Raw genomic sequence first — 19043 nt, 5'->3', positions numbered from 1 at the left:
GATCTGCCCTCGGATCCCCACCGAACCCTTCCAGGTTGCTACCATCTCGCCGGCTCAGGACACCGGTCGGCCGACCGCCCCTGCCAGGTTTCCGCCAGGTCGCTCGCCAATTAAACGCTTGACCTTTGTGCGGTATCCGATAGGGTGAAGCCGAAGGGCCACTCGGCGACCGCCGCGGCGGAAACCACCGCGAACCGGGGCATGAGGCTTATCGAAGAGGATGTAGCGCCCGTGGGGGCGGAGAGTGCCGTCGTTGCGGAGGCGCTGGCGGGCAGCGTGGCGGCCTTTGAACGTCTGTACCGCGACAACGTCGGCCGGATCTACGCTCTATGCCTGAGACTCAGCGGCGACCCCGCCGCCGCCGAGGAGCTGACGCAGGACGTCTTCGTCCGCGCGTGGGAGAAGCTCGCGGGTTTCCGGGGGGAGAGCGCGTTTGGAACCTGGCTGCACCGCCTTGCGGTCAACGTGGTGCTAGGGCAGCGGCGGAGCGAGGGGCGCCGCGCGGCGCGAGTGTTCGTGACCAACGACCTCACGCTCTACGAGTCGCGGGGAGGCCATCCGCCGACCGGGGAACAGATGGATCTGGAGGCGGCGCTGGCCGCGCTCCCGGAAGCGAGCCGCAAGGTGTTCGTCCTCCACGAGATCGAAGGATATACCCACCAGGAGATCGCGGAGATGACCGGGCGGGCGGAAGGAACCTGCAAGGCGCTCCTGCACCGCGCTCGACGGCTGCTGATGGAGAAGCTGAAATGAACGAAGAGCCGATGTCCGAGCACCCGGACTTGCAGGAATATTTCGAGGCCCCCTATGGGGACGTCCCGCATGATGTCAGGGCCCATCTGCAAGGCTGCGCCGAGTGTGCACGAGAGCTCTCCGCCCTCCGGGAGCTGCGGCGGCGCGTGCGCGAGCTGCCTCGCGAGATAGATCCGCCGGTAGATCTCTGGCCGGCGATCCTCGAGCGGATCGATGGAGTTCCTGCGCGTGACGGCGTGCGACGTCCGGCAGTCGCAGTGAAGGAGGGGGAACACGGGAAGATCCTGTACCCCGCGGGGCGGCGCTGGCGGGAGTGGGGTTGGCTCATGGCCGCAGTGGTCGCGACGGTGGTAGCGCTGGGGGCGCTGTGGCCGCGCCTGCGCGATCGGGTTTTGACGGGTGAGCGTCCCATTGCGGCGGCGCCGGCCGAAGAGCTGCGAGAGCCCACGCCCGCCCTGGCGGCCTTCGCGGCGGTGGACGGGGAATATCGATCGACCGTCCAGGCGCTGGAGGAGGAGCTCGAGGCGCGCCGCGATCGCCTCGACCCGGCCACCATTGCGGTGGTCGAGCGCAATTTGGCGATCATCGATCAGGCTATCGCGGAGTCACGGCGCGCACTGGCGGAGGATCCATCCAGCGTGGACGTGCCCCTGCTTCTATCGGCGATCTATCGACAAAAGCTCGAGCTTCTGCAGCAGGCGGTCCGGCTCTCTGCGCGCAGCTGATGCCGACCGGAGACGAAACCTCATGAATGCCAGGTGGCGATGCGCAGAGTGATGTGGGTACCGGTTGCCGCGATCCTGGTGGCCCTCGCCGCGATCTCGCCTGCCGGCGCGCAGACGCCGGTGGACCGGACCGTTGCTACACCGGCGACCGGGACGGTGCACATCGAGAACCTCTCGGGCGAGGTGCACGTCGTCGGCTGGGACCGCGCGGAGGTTCGCGTGACGGGGATGTTGGGCGAGGGGACGGAACGCCTGGACGTGGAGGCCCGCGGCCACGATGTGCGTGTCGAGGTGGTGATCCCCCGGAACGCACGCAACGTCCGCGGCTCCGAGCTGCAGATTCGGGTTCCGGCGCGGAAGGACGTGCGGGTGAGGACCACGAGCGCGGACATCTCGCTCGAGGGCGTGACCGGTTCCGTGGATGCGCAGTCCACCAGCGGTAGCGTACAGGTCGCGGGCTCCCCGGCCAGAGTGCGGGCGGTCTCTACCAGTGGAGGGGTGGCGGTGGACGCGAGTACGTCCACGGTGGAGGCGAACAGCACCAGTGGCGCCGTGAGAATCTCGGGAAGCGCCCGGGAGAGCGTGCAGGCAGGCGCTATCAGCGGACACGTCGATGTTCTTGCCTCGGCCCCTGAGGTGATGGCCAAGTCGGTCAGCGGCGAGATCACCGTCGCCAATGCTTCGCGTCGACTCGCGGCACACACGGTGAGCGGGTCGATCCGGGTGAGCGGCGGTCCGCTGCAGTACGCCGCCATGGAGAGTGTGTCGGGCGACGTGGAGTTCAACGCCAATCTCGCTCGCGATGCTGCGATCAACGCCCAGAGCCACAGCGGCTCGATCACCCTCGTTCTCCCTGCTGGCCTCGAGGCCCGCTTCCAGGCCACGACCTTCAGCGGCGAGATTCAGAACGACTTCGGACCGAGCGCGCGCCCGGTCAGCCAGTACGCACCCGGAAGGGAGCTCGAATTCATCACCGGCAGCGGAGGAGCGCTCGTCACGGCGAAGTCCTTCAGCGGACAGATCCGCTTCCAGCGCGGGAACTGAAGGCGGAGCTGAGGTGCTGTAGAATCCGGAGAGACACACGTGATGGCGGGGGTCCGGTCGAGAACGGCCGGGCCCCCGCCGCTTTCCGTCTCTGACCTCGGTCTTAGGCGAGTTGCCCGAATGTCTCAGCGGCGAAGCCGAGCCCGGTCGAACGGGGTCGGCCGCGGGAAGCCGCCCGGGAGACCGGCCAGGAGCGGGTGATCACCGAACAGTCGGATGCCTTTAGCCTTCGCCGGACGACCGGATCAAGCCTGAGAATTGCGAGTGCAACGGCGATCGTCACTGCCCGTGCGGGCACCCTCTTTGTCTTCTCTCCACCTGATATGATCCGCAGCAAAAAAGCGGTCCGAGCCGTCATCCTGGACGTCGACGGGACGCTCCTGTACAGCAACGAAGCCCACGCTCGGGCCTTCGTCGAGGCCGCTCGACAGATGGGTATCGATCCGCCCGCGGTAGACGAGGTGTTGCGTTTGATCGGGATGGGAGCGGACAAACTTATCCCCCGCGCCTTCGGCTTCGAGCAGGACGATCCGCAGGGTGAGGAGTTGGAGGAACGGAAGGGGAACATCTTCCGAAGTCGGTACCTTCAGAGCCTGGAGCCCACGCCGGAAGTGCGCGCGCTGCTCGAGCGGCTGAAGGCTGACGGCTACGCGCTCGTCGTGGCCACCTCGGCGAGCCCGGACGAGCTGGACGGCCTGCTACAGCGCGCCGGCGTCCGCGACCTCATCGAGGATGCCACTTCGGCGGACGAGGTCGACGAGTCCAAGCCCGAGCCGGACGTGGTCCACGCCGCGCTACAGCAGGCGCGGGTGGCGCCGCACGAGGCCGTGATGATCGGCGACACCCCCTATGATGTGGAGGCGGCCCGTGCGGCCGGCGTGACCGTCATCGCGTTGCGGACGGGCGGTTGGAGCGAGAAGGATCTGAGCGGCGCAATCGCGGTCTACGCCGATCCGGCCGAGTTGCTCGACCGCTACGCGGAGTCGCCTCTGGGCCGTCGCGGTGCCGGCAGTACGGCGTGACCGGCATCGATATGGATCATTTGTAGCTTCGTAGCCAGGAATATTCTCGTTTGACAACCATCGATCCGGAGGTGTCGGCACCGCCAGGTCGAGCCCGCGGGTTCGGCTGGACCGAGGCGAGCCTGATCCTCATGGTCTGCATCTGGGGTCTCAACTTCGCAGTTGCGAAGCGGGCCCTGGAGACCTTCGACCCGCTGGCGTTCAACGCGCTTCGCTATCTCCTCGCTTCCGCTTTTGTGTACCTGGTGCTCCGAGGGCAGGGTCGCCTCGAGATGCCGAGCCGTACCGATTGGGCCCGCATCCTGGTGCTCGGCATCTTCGGCAACGCCATCTACCAGGTGGCCTTTATCGTTGGTCTCGACCTCAGTACCGCGGGAAGCAGCAGCCTCATGCTGGCGGTGGTGCCTGTCTTCGTGCTGGCGCTCGATCTCTGGGCGGGAGTTCGGCACGGACCGCGTGCCTGGATCGGGGCGGTGGCGTCGATCGTCGGCGTGGCACTGGTGAGCCGGGCGGCACTCAGCATCGAGGGGAGTGGGGCGCTGCTGGGGAACCTGCTGCTGCTCTGCGCGGCCGTATTCTGGGCGCTCTACACCCAGGGATCACAGCCGCTCATCCGCCGCTACGGTGCCATCCGCGCCACCGCCTGGACCTTGTGGTCGGGCGCCGTCTTCATCTTCCTGATCGGGGTTCCTTCGCTGGTAGCGCAGGCGTGGGCGGAGGTCGACCTTCTCTCCTGGGTGGGGCTCTTCTACTCGGCCTTTCTCTCGATCGGTCTCGCCTACCTGGTCTGGTACAATAGCGTCGGGAAGATCGGCAGCTCCCGGACCGCCATCTTCTCGAACCTGACGCCGGTGATGGCACTCGCTGCGGGGGCGATCTGGCTCGGCGAGGAGCTGACCCTGCTGTCGCTGCTAGGCGCCGCGCTGGTGATCGGCGGTGTGATGATGGTGCGTGAATGAGGCGGGGTGAATAGTGGCGGCTGAGGGGGCGCCCGAATCTCGAAGGGATGCCGTAGCGTAGGAAGGATCTCGCAGGACCACTTCAACCAGGGGAGGGGAAGATGCTCGTAGTCACCACACCCACCATCGAAGGCAAGCCGATCCAGGAGTACCTCGGGCTGGTGAGCGGAGAGGCGATTCTGGGAGCCAACATTCTGCGGGACTTCTTTGCCGGGATCCGCGACATCGTCGGCGGCCGCTCCGCCGCCTACGAGGAGGAGCTGCGCAAGGCCAAGCAGATCGCCATCCGCGAGATGGTGGAGGAGGCCACCGCCCGCGGCGGCAATGCCGTGGTTGCCGTGGACATCGACTATGAGACGATCAGCCTCGGCAGCGGCGGCGGGATGCTGATGGTGAGCGCGGCGGGAACGGCGGTGAAGATCTGACAAGGTGACAAGGTGACAAGGTGAAACGGGTGAACGGGTGACAACGTCCCAGAACCGGCCGCCCCCGAAACACGAGCCGACCCATCACCTTGTCACCTTGTCACCTTGTCACCCCCCTCACTCCCGCCTCCCCTCCGGTTTCAGCCACCGATCCAGCCACTCCACCATCTCCGCCAACACGTGCAGCACCGACTCGCGGGCGCGGTAGTTGTGGCTCTCGTGCGGGAGGACGACATACCTCACCGTGGCGCCGTGCCCCTTGAGCGCGTGGTAGAAGCGCTCGCTCTGGAGCGGGTAGGTGCCCGGGTTGTTGTCCTCGGCACCGTGGATGAGCAGGATCGTGGCGCGCAGTCGGTCGGCGTGGGTGAAGGGGCTCATCCGGTGGTAGGTGTCGGCGGCCTCCCAGTAGCTGCGCTGCTCCTGCTGGAAGCCGAAAGGAGTAAGCGTGCGGTTGTAGGCGCCGCTTCGCGCGATGCCGGCGCGGAAAAGCGAGGTGTGGGCGAGTAGGTTGGCCGTCATGAAGGCGCCGTACGAGTGGCCGCCCACGGCGATCCGCTCCCGGTCCCCGACCCCCAGGTTCACCACCGCTTCCACCGCGGCCTCGGCATTGGCGACCAGCTGTTCGATGTACGAGTCGTTCGGCTCGGCGTCCCCCTCTCCGACGATCGGCATCGCCGGGCCGTCCAGGATGGCGTACCCCTGCGTGAGCAGGAAGAGGTGCGACGCGCCCGTCGGTCGGCTGAACCGATAGGGCGAATCCAGGACCTGGCCCGCGTCGCCCGGATCCCGAAATTCCCGCGGATAAGCCCAGAAGAGGATCGGCAGCGGGCCGTCCCGCTCGGGGAGGTAGCCCGGTGGGGTGAGCAGGGTGCCGCTGAGGTTCACGCCGTCGGCTCGCCGGTAGGTGATCAGCCTTCGCCCGAGTCCGGCGAGCTGAGGGGCGGGGTCGGTGAAGCCCGTGATCTGAAGGATGGACTTCCTGGAGAGGTCACGGATGCGATAGTTGGGCGGATCGTTGGACGACTCTCGCCGGGTGAGAATCCGCTTGCCGGAATCGTCCAGGATCACCGCAACCGCCTCGTACTCCCCCTCTGCGCTGCGCCACAGCCGACTGGTTTCTCCGGTCTCCAGATCGAACCGGTCGAGGAACGGCCTGCTCCCCTCAGGAGAGGCACCCTCCCCCATGAGGAAGATCGCGCTTCCCCGCGGCGCGGTCTGCAGCACCGAGCGGCCCAGATGGTTTCGGCGCGTTGCCGGCCACCCCGGGTCGTTATACGCGTCCTGGTAGGAGCGTTCTGAGAGCAGGCGCGGTGGCTTCTCGGGGTCGCTCGGAGAGATGGCGATCCGCCGCTCCGTGCGGGTCGCCCACCAGCGAGAATAGACGATCGCCAGTTGATCGTCGCCCCACTGGATGCCGGCGTAGCGGTGTTCGAGCTCCAGCAGGCTCCGCGGCTCGCCGTCGGGATCGGAGAGGATCACAAGGCGGTCGCGCAAAGCGGCGGGGTTACGTGGATCCCCCTCGTCGAGCGCCTCGACCCATACCAGCTCCGCGGGGGCGTCGGCGCGCCAGTGGAAGCCCCGCGGCCCGGCGGGCACCGCGTCGAACACGACCGGAACCTGATCGGCAAGGGGTAGGCGCGCGATGCTCCGAACCTCCTTGCCGGCAAGGTCGACCACGTCGACTTCCAGCGGGAAGCGGTGGTAGGGTACGAGATAGCTGAACGGGCGCCGTAGCCGCTCGAGCAGGACGACATCCCCGCGGGGGGCCGGGTCGAACGAGGCGATGAGCCCGGGCGCCCCGATCGGCGTGGTCGTGCCGTCCAGCGCAACGTGCCAGAGCTGTCCGGTGAAGTAGAACTCGAAGAGCCGCTCGCTGTGCGGACCATCGAGCAGATCCCGGTAGGTCCGGGTCGGTGCGGAGACTCCGCTCGACTCCTGGACCAGCGGGCCGCTCGCTACCTCGGGAGTCGGCGGCGGGGCGCCCCGGTCGGGCACGATAGTGAAGGCGAGCAGGCCGGATCCATCCGGCAGCCAGCGGTACGGGATGCCGAAGGCGCCGCTGAGCGGTGGCAGGGCCAGTCGACGGCACGTTTTCGCCTCCACGTCGACGATCCAGAGCTCTGCCTCCCTGGACGTGTGCACGAAGGCCAGGTGGCGGGAGTCGGGTGACCAGCGCGGGTAGGTCAGGCGTGCGCCTTCGGGAAGCTCGATCGGCCGCGGTGTCGCGTTGTCCAGCCCTCCGATGGAGAGGGACACGAGGTGGTCCTGCCGGCTCCGCATGTTGGTGCGGGGGTTGAGGCGTACGCCCGCAAGCCCCAGCTCGGGCTCGGCCAGCTCTGCGAGTGGTGGAAGCCCTCTTCGACCGAACCAGGCCAGACGCGACCGGTCGGGAGAGAGGGTGAGTAGCGGGGTAGGAGGAGCGTCGAGGATCGTGGGGATCGGCTCCGGCGGCAGCCGATACCCCGGATGCTCCCCCTGGGGCGCCGTGTCGTGCATGCTATCGCTGACGAATTTGTGGAGATGGTGCGGGGCGGGTCCCCAGTGGGTCCCTGAGACCTCCTCCGCGGATGACGCATGGAACAAGGTCCGCTCCTGTGACTCTGCCGATGTCAGAGGAACAGACGGCGGGTCGTTTCCGTTCGCCCCGTATTCTCATCGATCGTTGACCGTTTCCCGCTCGCGCGGGCGCGCGCAAGATTTGTCGAAGCCCCAAGAAAATCACTCCAGCCGTCCAGCCCGGCTCGCTCTCCGCCGGCGGCTGTGCGTGGCCCTGTGTCTAATTCTCCTCGCTGCGTGCGGGGACGATGGTACCGGACCCGGGCTGCGGCCTTCCGTGGCCATCACCCCGGATCAACCCGTTGCCCTCTATGTGGGCGACACCCTGACGGTCCGGGCGACGATCCGCAACATGAGTCACACGGGAGTCACCTATCGCAGCTCGGATCCCGAGGTGGTGGACATCGATACCGAGACGGGCTTTGCGACCGCCCGATCTCCCGGCTCCGCCAGGCTGGCGGGGATCTCGGCGATCGATCCGCGTGTCTTCGCGGAGATCGAGGTCACGGTGCTTCCCGACCTTCCAGCCTCGCTGACGCTGACGGAGCTGACCACTCCGAGCGGGGACGCCGTGGATCCATCCGCCGTGTCTGCGACTGTCGTGGCCACGTATCGCGTGGAGGCCGGGAACGCCCGGCGTCTGGAAGTACTCCTCGGCGAGCGGCTGATGTGTGAGGAACAGTTCACGCACGTCGCTGGTGAACCGGCGCCCGAACCGGCCCAGGTAAGCTGCTCGATCGACACCGCGGGGTACGACGAGGAAAGCGCCATCCCCTGGTTTCTCAACGGTATGTTTCCGCTCACGGCGCGACTGATCGGACCCGGTGATCGCCCCCTGGCGGAGGCGCCACAGGTCACCTTCAACCTGCGGAATCCGGCCCGATTGTTCACCAAGATCACCGGCGAACGAAACGCGGTAGACAGCTCGGGACAGACCTGGTTCGGCGGCGACCTCTCCATCGAAGTCTTCCCCATCCTGTTCGAATCGGATAAGGCGGTGCGAAGGGTGGAGCTGCGCTACGAGGCGCCGAATGGGGAGATCCATACCGCCAGTGCGTCGGCCGCCCCGTTTCGCTTCGGCCTCTCTGCCGCTGAAGTGCTGGCCGGCGTGACCGACTCCACCCTGCAGGTCTCCCTGAGTAGCGAGCTGGAGGGTGGGGGCGACGGACCGTCGGAGGAGACCGACCCACTACGCTACGACGGGACGCCGCCGCGGCCGGGCAGGCTGGTGGCCCGCGCGTGGGTCGGCGCCGAGACCCGTTTCGTGGAGACCTACAGCACGGAGGGAGAAGGAGACGACGGAGTAGGGCGGGTCAGCGTTCAGTTCTATGCGGGTGATCCCGCGCTGAGTGCGGAGGATATGGTCGCGGAAGGGACTCTGGTGGAAGTCGGCGCCGATCTGTCGCAGAGTGGGGCTGGTTCTTACCGCCTCGTCGCCCGGGTCTGCGATGCGCTGCACAACTGCACGCTGCTCGACGGCTACGAGTTCGGGGTCGACCTCACCCCTCCGCAGATCGAGGCGCTGAACCTTCCAGATCGGCTCGCCAATCCGGGGGAGGATCTGGTGGCGCGTGTACGCGACGACCTCAGCGGCTTCCCACAACGGATGCTGGAGGTGGTGGTCGAACACCTCGACAGCCGACCCGCCACCGACACCTGCGGCCCGATGGTAGAGTCGATAGACCTGCCCGGCCGGAGCGTGGCAGGCGCCTGTGTGGGCGACACGCTGGGCGCCGCCATCCCCGTCCCGCGCACCACCGCCGGCTACTATACCTATACCCTGGTGGCCTTCGATCGCGCGGGCAATCGCTCGGAACCGGTGCGCCGCACGTTCCTGGTCGACCTGCAGCCTCCGCTCGCGGGGACGGTGGAGATGGACGCTGCTGTGACGCCGGGGGAGAACTTCTCCGTGACGGTTCCCGCCTCGGATGATGTCGAGCTCGCCTCGGTCGAGGTCCGTCTGGTCTACCGCTCGACGGGGGGTGCGGAACCGGGGGTGGCCGTTCCATTCATTCCATCCTCTCCGGTCGGAGAGCCTTTCGACGATGACCTCACGGTGGGCGACGAGGTCCGGGCGACCTCCCCGTTCGTCCGCACGCTGACACTGGCCAATGGGGAGGGGCCTCGGAACACGGTTCTGGTCGATTCGCTTCGCGCCACAGCCTACGACGCCGCCGGCCTGTTCGCCTCGTCGGCGATGGTGATTCGTCCTGAGCGATATGGCGGCGACGTCGGCACCAACGACCCCTTCCCGCGCTTCGGGGTGGCCGAGGTGACAGTGGATCGCGCCACCGTCTGCACGGCGGGCTGTGAGGGAGACGATCCCACCGGGGTACGAATCTCGGCGCGAGTGGAGGGCGAGAGCGGCACGGGTCGCCCCTTCGCGCGCATCCACTTCTACCGCCGTTCGCCGAGTGGTCTCCTGAGTCACCTCGGGTCGCTGGAGGGAACGGAGGCGAGTATCACCGACGCCGGGAACCGCAGCACCTACCTCTACAAGTTCGACTACCAGCCGCCGACGGGTCTCACCGGTGAGTTCGGGATCGTGGCGGTGGGCGTGAGCAGCCGGGGGAATGCGCTCGCGACCTCGCTCACTGCGGCACCCGTGGTGAGCTTCTATCGCCGTTGACTCGGGCACGACCGATGGACTGACGGTGTAAGCGTCGGGCGAGAGGGCGTGCGGCCGCGTGGCGGCGCGCGAATGCTTTGCGACTCCGCCGACAGCATTCTACATTGCCCCGCGCCCGCAGGCGCTTTCGACGCGCCGACGCAGTTTCTCCGACCGTCACCGTAGCGCTTTGCAACTCCCCGAGAAAACCCGGCCGCGTCTTTACCTGGTCGATGGGTACGCGCTGATCTACCGCGCGTTCTTCGCCTTCATCTCCAAGCCGCTGATCTCCTCGCGCGGCGAGAACACCTCGGCAGCGTGGGGGGTGACCAAGTTCCTGCTCAAGATCATCGAGGAGCACGACCCGGATTATTTCGGCGTGGTCTTTGACGCCGGCACCTCCGAGCGGCACGAGATCTATCCCGACTACAAGGCTACGCGGGAGAAGATGCCGACCGAGTTGGAGGCGTCGCTGCCGCGCGTGCGGGACATCATCGACGCCTTCCACATCCCCGTTCTCGAGCTGCCCGGCTATGAGGCGGACGACGTCATCGGAACGCTCGCCCGCAAGGCGGGTGAAGTCGGGGTCGAGACGGTGATCGTCTCCGGCGACAAGGATTTCTATCAGCTGATCAAGGACGGGGTGTGCCTGCTCAATCCGGGTCGTGGTGGACCGGCGGCGGTGGACGAGGAGTGGGTCGACGTCAACAACGCCCACGAGCGACTCGGCGTGCCGCCCGAGCGGGTGGTCGACTATCTCGGCCTGATCGGTGACAGCTCCGACAATGTACCGGGGGTTCCGGGCATCGGGCCGAAGACTGCTATCCAGCTCATCGAGAAGTTCGGACCGGTGGAGGAGATCGTCCGCCGGGCCGAAGAGATCCCGGGGAAGCGGCCGCGCGAGGCGTTGCTGGCGAACGCCCCGCAGGCACTGCTCTCGAAGCAACTCGTCACCATCCGGACGGACCTGCCGATCGAGCTGGACCTGGACAGCTTGCGGCGGCAGGAACCGGACAGGGATAGACTGCGCGAGCTGTTTCTCTCCCTGGAGTTCAACTCCCTCGTCCGCGACTATGCCGCGCCCCAGCCGAGCGAGACGAGGCGCGAGGTTTCGTACCGCTTGCTGCAATCCCCGGCGGAGGTGGCTGAGCTGGTGGAACGGATCCGCTCACTCGGGCGGATCGCGCTGGACACGGAGACAACGACTTCGGATCCGATCCGGTCGGACCTCGTCGGGATCTCCATCGCTTTGCAGCCTGGTGAGGCCTACTACCTTCCCTTCGGACACGTGCGACGAGCGGCGAACGCGGCGGAAGACGCCCGTCAGACCGTGCATGCTTCCGGAGGTGGCGGGCGCGGCGGGGAGCCGTCGCTGTTTTCGCAACCGCTCGAAGAGCCATCGCTGAACCTGCCGCCAATTTTATCTGACGAGCTGCAAGCCCTGGTCGAGGTGCTGGAAGACCCCGGGATCGCCAAGGTCGGCCAGAACCTGAAATACGACTTACTGGTTCTCCGGCGGGCGGGAATTCAGCTGCGGGGGTTGGACTTCGACACCATGGTGGCGAGCTACCTCCTCGATCCGGGGCGCCGGGAGCACAGCCTCGACGGCCTGGCGCTGCAGCACCTCGACCACCGGACCATCAGCTACGAAGAGCTCCTGGGGAAGGGCAAGAACCAGGTCACCTTCGCCGAAGTAGAGCTCGAACGCTGTCGCGACTATGCCTGCGAGGACGCAGACATCGCCCTCCAGCTCGCCGAGCTCTTCGCGCCGCAACTGCACGAGCTGAAGCTCGAGGACCTCTTCCGCCGGATCGAGATGCCGCTGGTAGAGGTGCTCGCGGAGATGGAGTGGGCGGGGATCCGCATCGACGAGGAGTTTTTCGAGGAGCTGCGCGTCAAGCTCGCCTCGCAGCTGGCCGTGTTGGAGCAGCGTATCCACGAAGTCGCGGGTACCACCTTCAACATCAACTCGAACCCGCAGCTCCGGGAGATTCTCTTCGAGCGGCTGAAGCTGCCGGTGATCCGGCGCACCAAGACGGGCCCCTCCACCGACGCGTCGGTGCTGGAAGCGCTGGCGGCGCAGGGATACGAGCTGCCGATCCTGTTGATGGAGTACAGGCAGCTGGACAAGCTGCAATCAACCTACGTCACCGCGTTGCCGCGACAGGTCAACCCGGAGACGGGACGGCTGCACACCTCGTTCAACCAGACCGTGGCGGCTACGGGTCGGCTCTCGTCGGCTGATCCAAACCTGCAAAACATCCCGATCCGCACGGAGGTCGGCGCGGAGATCCGCCGTGGGTTCATCCCCGCCGAAGGCCATGTATTCGTTTCGGCGGACTACTCGCAGATCGAGCTGCGCATCCTCGCCCACTACTCGGGCGACCCGGCGTTCGTGGATGCCTTCCGCAGGGGCGAGGACATCCACCGCCAGACCGCGGCGCTGATCTTCGGAGTGGAGCCGGAACAGGTCACGCGCGAGATGCGCGACCGGGCGAAGACGGTGAACTTCGCCGTCATCTACGGGATCGGCTCCTTCTCGCTGTCGCAGCAGCTGGGCGTCAGCAACGCAGAGGGACGCGAGTTCATCGATCGCTACTTCGAGCGCTTCCCCGGCGTTCGCAAATATCTCGATTCGCAGATCGAGCTGGCGCGCCAGCAGGGCTACGTCCAGACCCTGACCGGACGCCGCCGCTACATCCCGGAGATCAGCTCGCGCAACTACAACATCCGCTCGTTCGGCGAGCGCGTGGCTACCAACGCGCCGATCCAGGGTACGGCCGCGGACCTGATCAAGATGGCGATGATCGAGATCCACCGCGCCTTCCGCGAGGAGGGCGTTCCCGCGCGAATGCTCCTCCAGGTCCACGACGAACTGCTGGTGGAGGCGGAACGCGGCGCGGAGGAACGGACCCTGGAGATCCTGCGCGAGCGGATGGAGTCGGCTGCCGAGCTCTCCGTCCCGCTCCGGGTGGAGACCGGCGTCGGGATGAACTGGCTTGAATGCAAATGAGCAAACCCAATGATTCCGCAGCAATGCGGGTCAACGCCGCTCCCCTGCACGCCCCTACGCCCTCGGTAGCCCGTACGATCGCCGTGGAGTCGCAAGAGGCGTCCGCGGAAGCCGACCCTTCGGAAGAGCGCCGCCCCCGCCTGATCGCCATCGTCGGTGACTCGGGAAGCGGGAAGAGCACGGTGGCCGATGCGGTCACCCTGCTGCTGGGCCCCGGGCGCGTCACCGACCTGAGGTTGGACGACTACCACCGCTACACGCGCGAGGAGCGCGCGCAACGCGGGATGACCGCGCTCAATCCCGCGGTGCACAACCTCTCGCTCATGCAGGAGCACCTGCGCCTGCTGCGTAGCGGGCGCACCATTCGCAATCGGACCTACGAGCACGCGGACGGCACCTTCGGACCGATCCGTCCGATCGAGCCGCGGGAGATCGTCGTCGTTCGGGGACTGCTGGGCTTTCCCAACGACGAGCTGCAGGCAATGTACGACCTCTCGGTCTTCCTCCAGCCGGAGCCGGAGTTGCTCTTCCGCTGGAAGCTGCGGCGTGACGTACAGACGCGCGGTTACACCGAGGCGGAGGTGTTGAACCAGATTGTTCAACACCTGCTCGATTCGAAGGAGTTCGTGGTGCCGCAGGCGCAGCGTGCGGATGTGGTGGTCCGTTACGAGCTGCCGACCTCAGAGGCGCGCGACGAGGAGATCCGTACCTCGATCGTCCTGCGCCGGAAGGCGGCGGAGCTGGCCCGGCGGGAGCAGCCGATCGGAGGGCTGGGGGGCGCCACACAGCACGATGATGGCTCCGAAGTCCGCATCGAGCTGAGCAACGAGATGACGTCGGAAGACGTGGATCGCTGGGCCGGAAGCTTCTTCCCGGAGACCTACCTACCCGGGCGGGTCGGCCGCTACACCGATGACGCGGGTGAGCCGCGTGTGCGTCCGACCCTCGCAGTTGTCGAAGTGCTGATCGCCCACCTGACGACGCTGCTGCGCTCGTCGGTCGAGCGTCCCTGAGTCGCCGTGGCGTTCCCTCCCGCTCACTTCCTGGTCGGTGCCGGGATGGCCGAGCTGGTTCGCGTGGCCTCGCCGCTGCCGCGCTGGCGATCCTGGTTGATCGCGGGCTCTCTGGCCGCGAGCCCCGACCTCGACATCATCCTTGGGCTACTGCTGGGCAGAAGCGGCGGCTATCACGGCACATTCACCCACAGCGCGCTGGCGGTGATCGTCGTTTCGCTGCTGGGGGCAGTGGCCGGACAGGGGTGGGGGATCCTCGCGGGGGCCGGCTACGGCTCACACTTGCTGGTAGACCTTCTCGACGACCGCGGGCGCACGAACGTACTGCTGGGCTGGCCGCTCACGCTGAACCAGCCGGACGCCATCGCCCGGGTCTTTCCAACCGTACCTTTTCAGCAGGGCCACGGGGCGGTGCAGGCGGCACTCAGCCTTTTCGAACCGCACGTTTTCCTTGCACTGCTAGAGCAGACCTTGGTGGGCGCGATCTTCTTCCTCGTCCTCTTCGGCTGGGCGCAGGCGCTGAGGACCATCACGGGCTGGTGGGGACGCTGAACCCATCGCTGTGGCGCGGTGGGCAAGATGGGCGAGTCCCGAGCAGTGCTTCCTGTCGATTCGCCATTTCTCACTCGCTGAGAAATGGCGAGCAAATGGCAGGTGAAGCGCCTGGGGACGACGAGGACGTCTCTACGATCTTGCGGCACTTGCCGGTGTCAGAGATGTCCTGACAGTTGTCCTTCACTCGGTACTCGCTTCCGCTGCGGAGACTGCGCCGCCGTACGAAGCGAGCAGGTTGCCAAGCTCCATCTGCACGCCGCGGGCGGGCGACGTCCCTCGGCCGTTGTAGAAGAAGCAGAAGGCGATCAGCTCTCCGTTCGCCGCGGTGACGTAGCCCGAGAGGGTGCGTACGTCATTGATGTAGCCTGTCTTGGCGTGGAGGTTGCCGGACGCGGGGCTGCCAGTGAAGAGCCGCCTTAGTGTTCCGCTGCGCTCGCCGGCCAGGGCGAGGGACGCGTGGAATGCGTCGCTGTAGGGAGCGTTGTGGGCGTGGATCAGCGCCCTGACCATGGCGTTGGGCGATGCCCGGTTGTACAGGGACAGCCCCGAACCATCGATCTGGTACAGTTCGCCCAGAGGTATCCCGGCGACCTCGTGGAAGTGCAGGGCAGATGCGGGCCCTCCCCTGAAGTAGCTGCCGACTCCGATCGCCTCCCGCACAGCCGCTTTGAAGACGTGCTCCGCGAAGAAGTTGTCCGACTCGTTGTTCATCTTGCGGATGAGCATCCAGAGCGGAAGCGAGAGGTGACGGTGGACCAGCCGCGCGTCTTCCGGGGTGCGCCCGATCCGCGGCTGGCCGGCGACTTCGATGCCGGCCTCGTTCAATGCCACCCTCAGCGCGTCGGTCGTCATCAGCGCCGGCCTCAACACGCCGACGCGGTACAGGGTCGACCTTCCCGAAACGGCGCCCCGCACCTCGATCGTGTCGTTGTCGGGCGCCCGCACCGCATACGCCCGCCCCCCACTCCTCCGGGAACGCACCGGGACTACCTCCACGGGCGGGCTCAGCTCGATCGTGGCTCCTCCGCTACCAGCGACGGCGCGGATCGAGATGACGTTACGATGAAACGGTAATCCGCTTACCCGGGGAGCGTAATAAGCGGACCCGCCGCCGGTGTCTCGCGGCCAGGCGATTCCCACCAGGAGGGTGTCGAAGGCGAAGGGGTCGCCGACGACGTCGCCTTCCACCCTGCGCACCCCGCGCTGCGCGAGCGCCCGGGCCATGATCCGCAGCGGTTCCATCGGATCGGTGGTGAATTCCGGATAGCCGAACGAGGGATCACCCGATCCCCGTATCACCACGTCCCCCCGCAACACGCCGTTCTCGATCGGCCCGGTTATCAGGAGCTCGGTCGCAAAGCGGTGATCCGGGCCGAAGAGGTCCAGGGCCCAGATGGAGGTGAAGACCTTGTTGTTCGAGGCCGGAATGAAGAGCTCGTTGGGATTGATGGAGATGAGCGTGCGGTTCCCGTCGATCGACCAGGCCAGCACGCCCCAGCGCCCCCCTACCTTGGCAACCAGCGCCTCGGCCTGGCTCTGAAGTGGTGGTGCGACCGGCGCCGGCTGGGCGGCTGTCGGAAGCGAATGCAGGACGGCCGTGGCCAGGCCGGTCAAGAGGCAGAGTCCGGACTTCATCCTTGAAGTAGCGTGGGATCTACGAACGCGATCATCGTAGCGGCGGCGCCCTGCGCCGTCGCCCGGGATGCACTCCGATCATCGGGTTCAGGAAATTCGCACCTCCCGTGCCCTTCACGACGGAGGGTCAGGGAGTATTGCGGCGGCTTCCTTCGGATTGGACCGCCTCCAGCAACAATTGCTGTAAGCGGAAGCTGGCTCGGGTGTTCTCTTCCACGTCGAGCATGATCTCCATGAAAGCCGCGACGACGAAGAGGCCGGCGGTGATCAGTGCGGCCGCCAGCAGGCTCGTGAGGCGGGCCATGGTGTCCTCCTCGCCCAGAATGAAAGTGAGGAGACCGATGGCGATCACGATCACTCCAAGGAAACGAAGCGTTCCCAGCAGGAAACGCAACTGCCCATAGCGGCGTGGTACTCCAGCGAGTCGGCTCGGGGTTCGTCGTTCCTTCAGGAGGTTGCCACAGTTGGGGCACTTATCCAGCGTCGGATCGTCCACCACCGTGCCGCAATGCGAGCACTGTACGGGGGTGCTGAAGAGGTGGAGCGCCATGGGTGCCAGAAGGGGAAGAAGAAGGCGTACGGCTCACCGACCGACTCACCCCGGTCGAGCAAGAGGGGTGCCAGGTGAAGGCTCAGAGAAAGTCCCAGAAGCCGGGGTTCGCCTCGACGATCAGCTCCCACTCACCGGACGAGCCCAGACCCCGCGCCACGTCCACCCGGAGAATGTCGTGGAACAGGCCGACGCCCACGCCCAGACTGGGAAGCACGTTGCCCGTCTCCGGTGCGGCCACCCGCGCCTGCAGGGACGACTCTCCTCCGGGGAAGGCCGACCAGCCCACGGCGCCCAGCAGCCGACCCCGGATCCACGGCTGCCACAGGCTCCAGGCATACTCGGCACCGGCGGCGAAGAACTGCTCTCCGGCGTAGCGCCGAAAGGGATAGCCGGGAATCGTCCCTTTCCCTCCCAGCAGGTAGACCTCCTGCACCGGTAGGTCACCAAATGCCGCGCCGGCGCTCAGCCTCATTCGCAGCTCCGCGTCGCGTGCGAGCCACCGGCGGCCCCACTCCAGCTGCGCGGTCGGTTTCAAGTACGCGGGCTCGACACCCAGCTCATCGGCCGTGGATCCGGTGAGGGGTTCCATCCGGCCGAAATCCGCGGCCAGCTTCACGGCCAGCCAGCGCTTCGACTCGGCCCCGGGGATTCGCTCCAGCTCCACGCGACCGGCGAGCATCAGGTCGGTCGGGTCGATGCTCCGCACCGGCCGCGGCTCACCGAAGACCGAGAAGTCGGAGGTGAGGGCGGCAGAGCGGTGACGCTCTGCCCGGCCGGTCACGGCAACCTGCCAGTTCGGCGGAAGCGGGTACCGCAGCGAGAGTGCGGCCCCCGTGGCGTAGAAGAGGTCGGTATAGTCCTTCCCCGCGAGAACGGAGGCGAGGGTGTTCATGGCCCCGGAGCCCACCGGGCCCACGCCCAGGTCTCTCGGCGTCCTGCGGTACAGCTCCAGCGACACGGTGGTGGGCCCGGCCAGGCTGGAGAGGGTGAGCGACGCCGGCGCGTGTGAGGGGCCAAACGCCCAACCCGCGCGTCCCGCTGCCCGCAAGCCAGGCACCGGGCTCATCACCGCGCCCGCCGCCAGGACCAGCCCTTCGGCCCGGTTGTGGCGTAGCACGTCCGACGCACCCCCGACCTGCAGGCGGAGCTTCGCCGAACGCCGCAGCGCCTCCTCCCGCAGCAGCTCCGTCGCCAGTGCTCGGATCTCGCTGAGCTCGGCCTGCGGCCCGATTCCCTCCTCCCGTACCTCCGCGTGGATGTCCTGCTCGAATGGAAACGCCTCCCTCTGTGCCCTGGGCAGTGCCACTACCGGATCTCCGGCGAAGAAGCCGGGTGGCATCGGCTCGTCGAACCGGTAGTTGCTGATGCGCATGTTCGCGCGGATGACCGATCCCGCCGGTATGTCCAGCTCCGGGATGCGCCTGCGAATCTCCACCCGCTGCTGGTTCGGCAGCCAGTACCGCCCCTGCCAGAGCCCGTTGTCGAGCGAGATGTTGATGTAATCCAGGTAGCGGTCGACGTACGAGGATGCCGTGAAGGTGAAATCCATGCGCACGATGTCGCCCGCGCGACGATCCACGAAGACCGAGCCGACGAACCCGGGGCTGGAGAGGTCCCGCGGCCGCACCTGTAGCTCGTAAACCCGGACGGGCTCCGGTGCCCCGGGGAGGCGGAGGGTGAGGGAATCCGCCAGCCGATATTCGTAGACCTCCTCCGCCCCCGGCGCGGCAGGGTGCACCACCCCGATCACCTCGTCTCCGTCGCCGAGGCGGATCTCGTCGCCGAAATTCTCCTGCACCACCGTGAGGTGATCCAGGTGGTAGCGGATGTTCGTAGGGAGGGACTTCTCGTCGCGCCATCCCACGATCCGCTGTTTCGTCTGGTCGGGGGACTGCCAGAATACCTCCAGGGCGAGCTGGTCGGTCTTGACCAGATTGCGCTCGCCCGTGTCCCGCCGGTCGAGGTAGAAGTAGACGTAGATGCGCGCGTCGGCGCGGTAGCTGGACAGGCCGCTGTCGGCGTTCGCGGCCGCCCGCCGGGCCTGGGCTCGATGGATCAGCTCGAGCGCCCGCGGTGAGTTCCAGGCGGTGTCAGCCGCCGCGGAAAGAGGCTCCTGGGCGCACACCGGTGCGACTCCGGCCGCGAGCAGGGCGAGGACGGATAGAAGGAGGCGCATCATGAG

14 protein-coding genes are annotated in these 19043 nt (G+C 67.0%); 10 read left to right on the top strand and 4 right to left on the bottom strand.

The genetic code is table 11. From position 1 onward, the window contains the following. Positions 1-201: 201 nt before the first annotated feature. From VF167_09925 to VF167_09900, 6 genes are all read left to right on the top strand, one after another. The gene (locus VF167_09925; GenBank protein ID HEX6925741.1) at positions 202-753 is read left to right on the top strand and encodes an RNA polymerase sigma factor; all 552 of its coding nucleotides are present in this window, start codon (positions 202-204) and stop codon (positions 751-753) included. After that, the gene (locus tag VF167_09920) at positions 750-1478 is read left to right on the top strand and encodes a hypothetical protein (protein HEX6925740.1); all 729 of its coding nucleotides are present in this window, start codon (positions 750-752) and stop codon (positions 1476-1478) included. The genes VF167_09925 and VF167_09920 overlap by 4 nt, the downstream gene beginning before the upstream one ends. Positions 1479-1517: 39 nt before the next feature. Further along, positions 1518-2522, top strand: coding sequence for a DUF4097 family beta strand repeat-containing protein (locus VF167_09915; protein HEX6925739.1), 1005 nt, complete (start codon positions 1518-1520; stop codon positions 2520-2522). A gap of 323 nt (positions 2523-2845) precedes the next feature. Further along, positions 2846-3544 carry an HAD family hydrolase gene (locus tag VF167_09910; protein HEX6925738.1) on the top strand — a complete coding sequence of 233 codons (699 nt, stop codon included), beginning with the start codon at positions 2846-2848 and terminating at the stop codon, positions 3542-3544. Positions 3545-3594: 50 nt separating this feature from the next. Continuing rightward, positions 3595-4503 carry a DMT family transporter gene (locus tag VF167_09905; GenBank protein HEX6925737.1) on the top strand — a complete coding sequence of 303 codons (909 nt, stop codon included), beginning with the start codon at positions 3595-3597 and terminating at the stop codon, positions 4501-4503. 101 nt (positions 4504-4604) lie between these two features. Then, the gene (locus VF167_09900) at positions 4605-4928 is read left to right on the top strand and encodes a heavy metal-binding domain-containing protein (protein ID HEX6925736.1); all 324 of its coding nucleotides are present in this window, start codon (positions 4605-4607) and stop codon (positions 4926-4928) included. Between the two features lie 117 nt (positions 4929-5045). On the opposite strand, the gene VF167_09895 is transcribed toward VF167_09900, so the two are convergent. Then, complete coding sequence (locus VF167_09895; GenBank protein HEX6925735.1) at positions 5046-7424, bottom strand: prolyl oligopeptidase family serine peptidase; 2379 nt, start codon at positions 7422-7424, stop codon at positions 5046-5048. 337 nt (positions 7425-7761) lie between these two features. On the opposite strand from VF167_09895, the gene VF167_09890 reads away from it, so the two are divergent. The 4 genes from VF167_09890 (at position 7762) to VF167_09875 (ending at position 14670) form a co-directional block, all read left to right on the top strand. Continuing rightward, positions 7762-10113, top strand: coding sequence for a hypothetical protein (locus VF167_09890; GenBank protein HEX6925734.1), 2352 nt, complete (start codon positions 7762-7764; stop codon positions 10111-10113). Between the two features lie 169 nt (positions 10114-10282). Beyond that, positions 10283-13105: a DNA polymerase I gene (gene polA, locus VF167_09885; GenBank protein HEX6925733.1), complete on the top strand. Its 2823-nt coding sequence runs from the start codon at positions 10283-10285 to the stop codon at positions 13103-13105. Beyond that, positions 13102-14118 carry an ATP-binding protein gene (locus VF167_09880; GenBank protein ID HEX6925732.1) on the top strand — a complete coding sequence of 339 codons (1017 nt, stop codon included), beginning with the start codon at positions 13102-13104 and terminating at the stop codon, positions 14116-14118. Before polA ends, VF167_09880 begins: the two co-directional genes overlap by 4 nt. Before the next feature lie 6 nt (positions 14119-14124). Continuing rightward, the gene (locus tag VF167_09875; protein HEX6925731.1) at positions 14125-14670 is read left to right on the top strand and encodes a metal-dependent hydrolase; all 546 of its coding nucleotides are present in this window, start codon (positions 14125-14127) and stop codon (positions 14668-14670) included. A gap of 183 nt (positions 14671-14853) precedes the next feature. Here the strand turns inward: VF167_09875 and dacB are convergent, their stop codons facing one another. The 3 genes from dacB to VF167_09860 form a co-directional block, all read right to left on the bottom strand. Further along, complete coding sequence (dacB, locus tag VF167_09870; GenBank protein ID HEX6925730.1) at positions 14854-16308, bottom strand: D-alanyl-D-alanine carboxypeptidase/D-alanyl-D-alanine-endopeptidase; 1455 nt, start codon at positions 16306-16308, stop codon at positions 14854-14856. Between the two features lie 127 nt (positions 16309-16435). After that, complete coding sequence (locus VF167_09865; GenBank protein HEX6925729.1) at positions 16436-16858, bottom strand: hypothetical protein; 423 nt, start codon at positions 16856-16858, stop codon at positions 16436-16438. 82 nt (positions 16859-16940) lie between these two features. Then, positions 16941-19040 carry a hypothetical protein gene (locus VF167_09860; protein ID HEX6925728.1) on the bottom strand — a complete coding sequence of 700 codons (2100 nt, stop codon included), beginning with the start codon at positions 19038-19040 and terminating at the stop codon, positions 16941-16943. Positions 19041-19043 lie beyond the last annotated feature (3 nt).

Source organism: Longimicrobiaceae bacterium (genome assembly GCA_036375715.1).
Classification (GTDB): domain Bacteria; phylum Gemmatimonadota; class Gemmatimonadetes; order Longimicrobiales; family Longimicrobiaceae; genus DASVBS01.
Note: the sequence above shows the minus strand (reverse complement) of the source record. Positions and strands in the feature narration are given on the sequence as shown.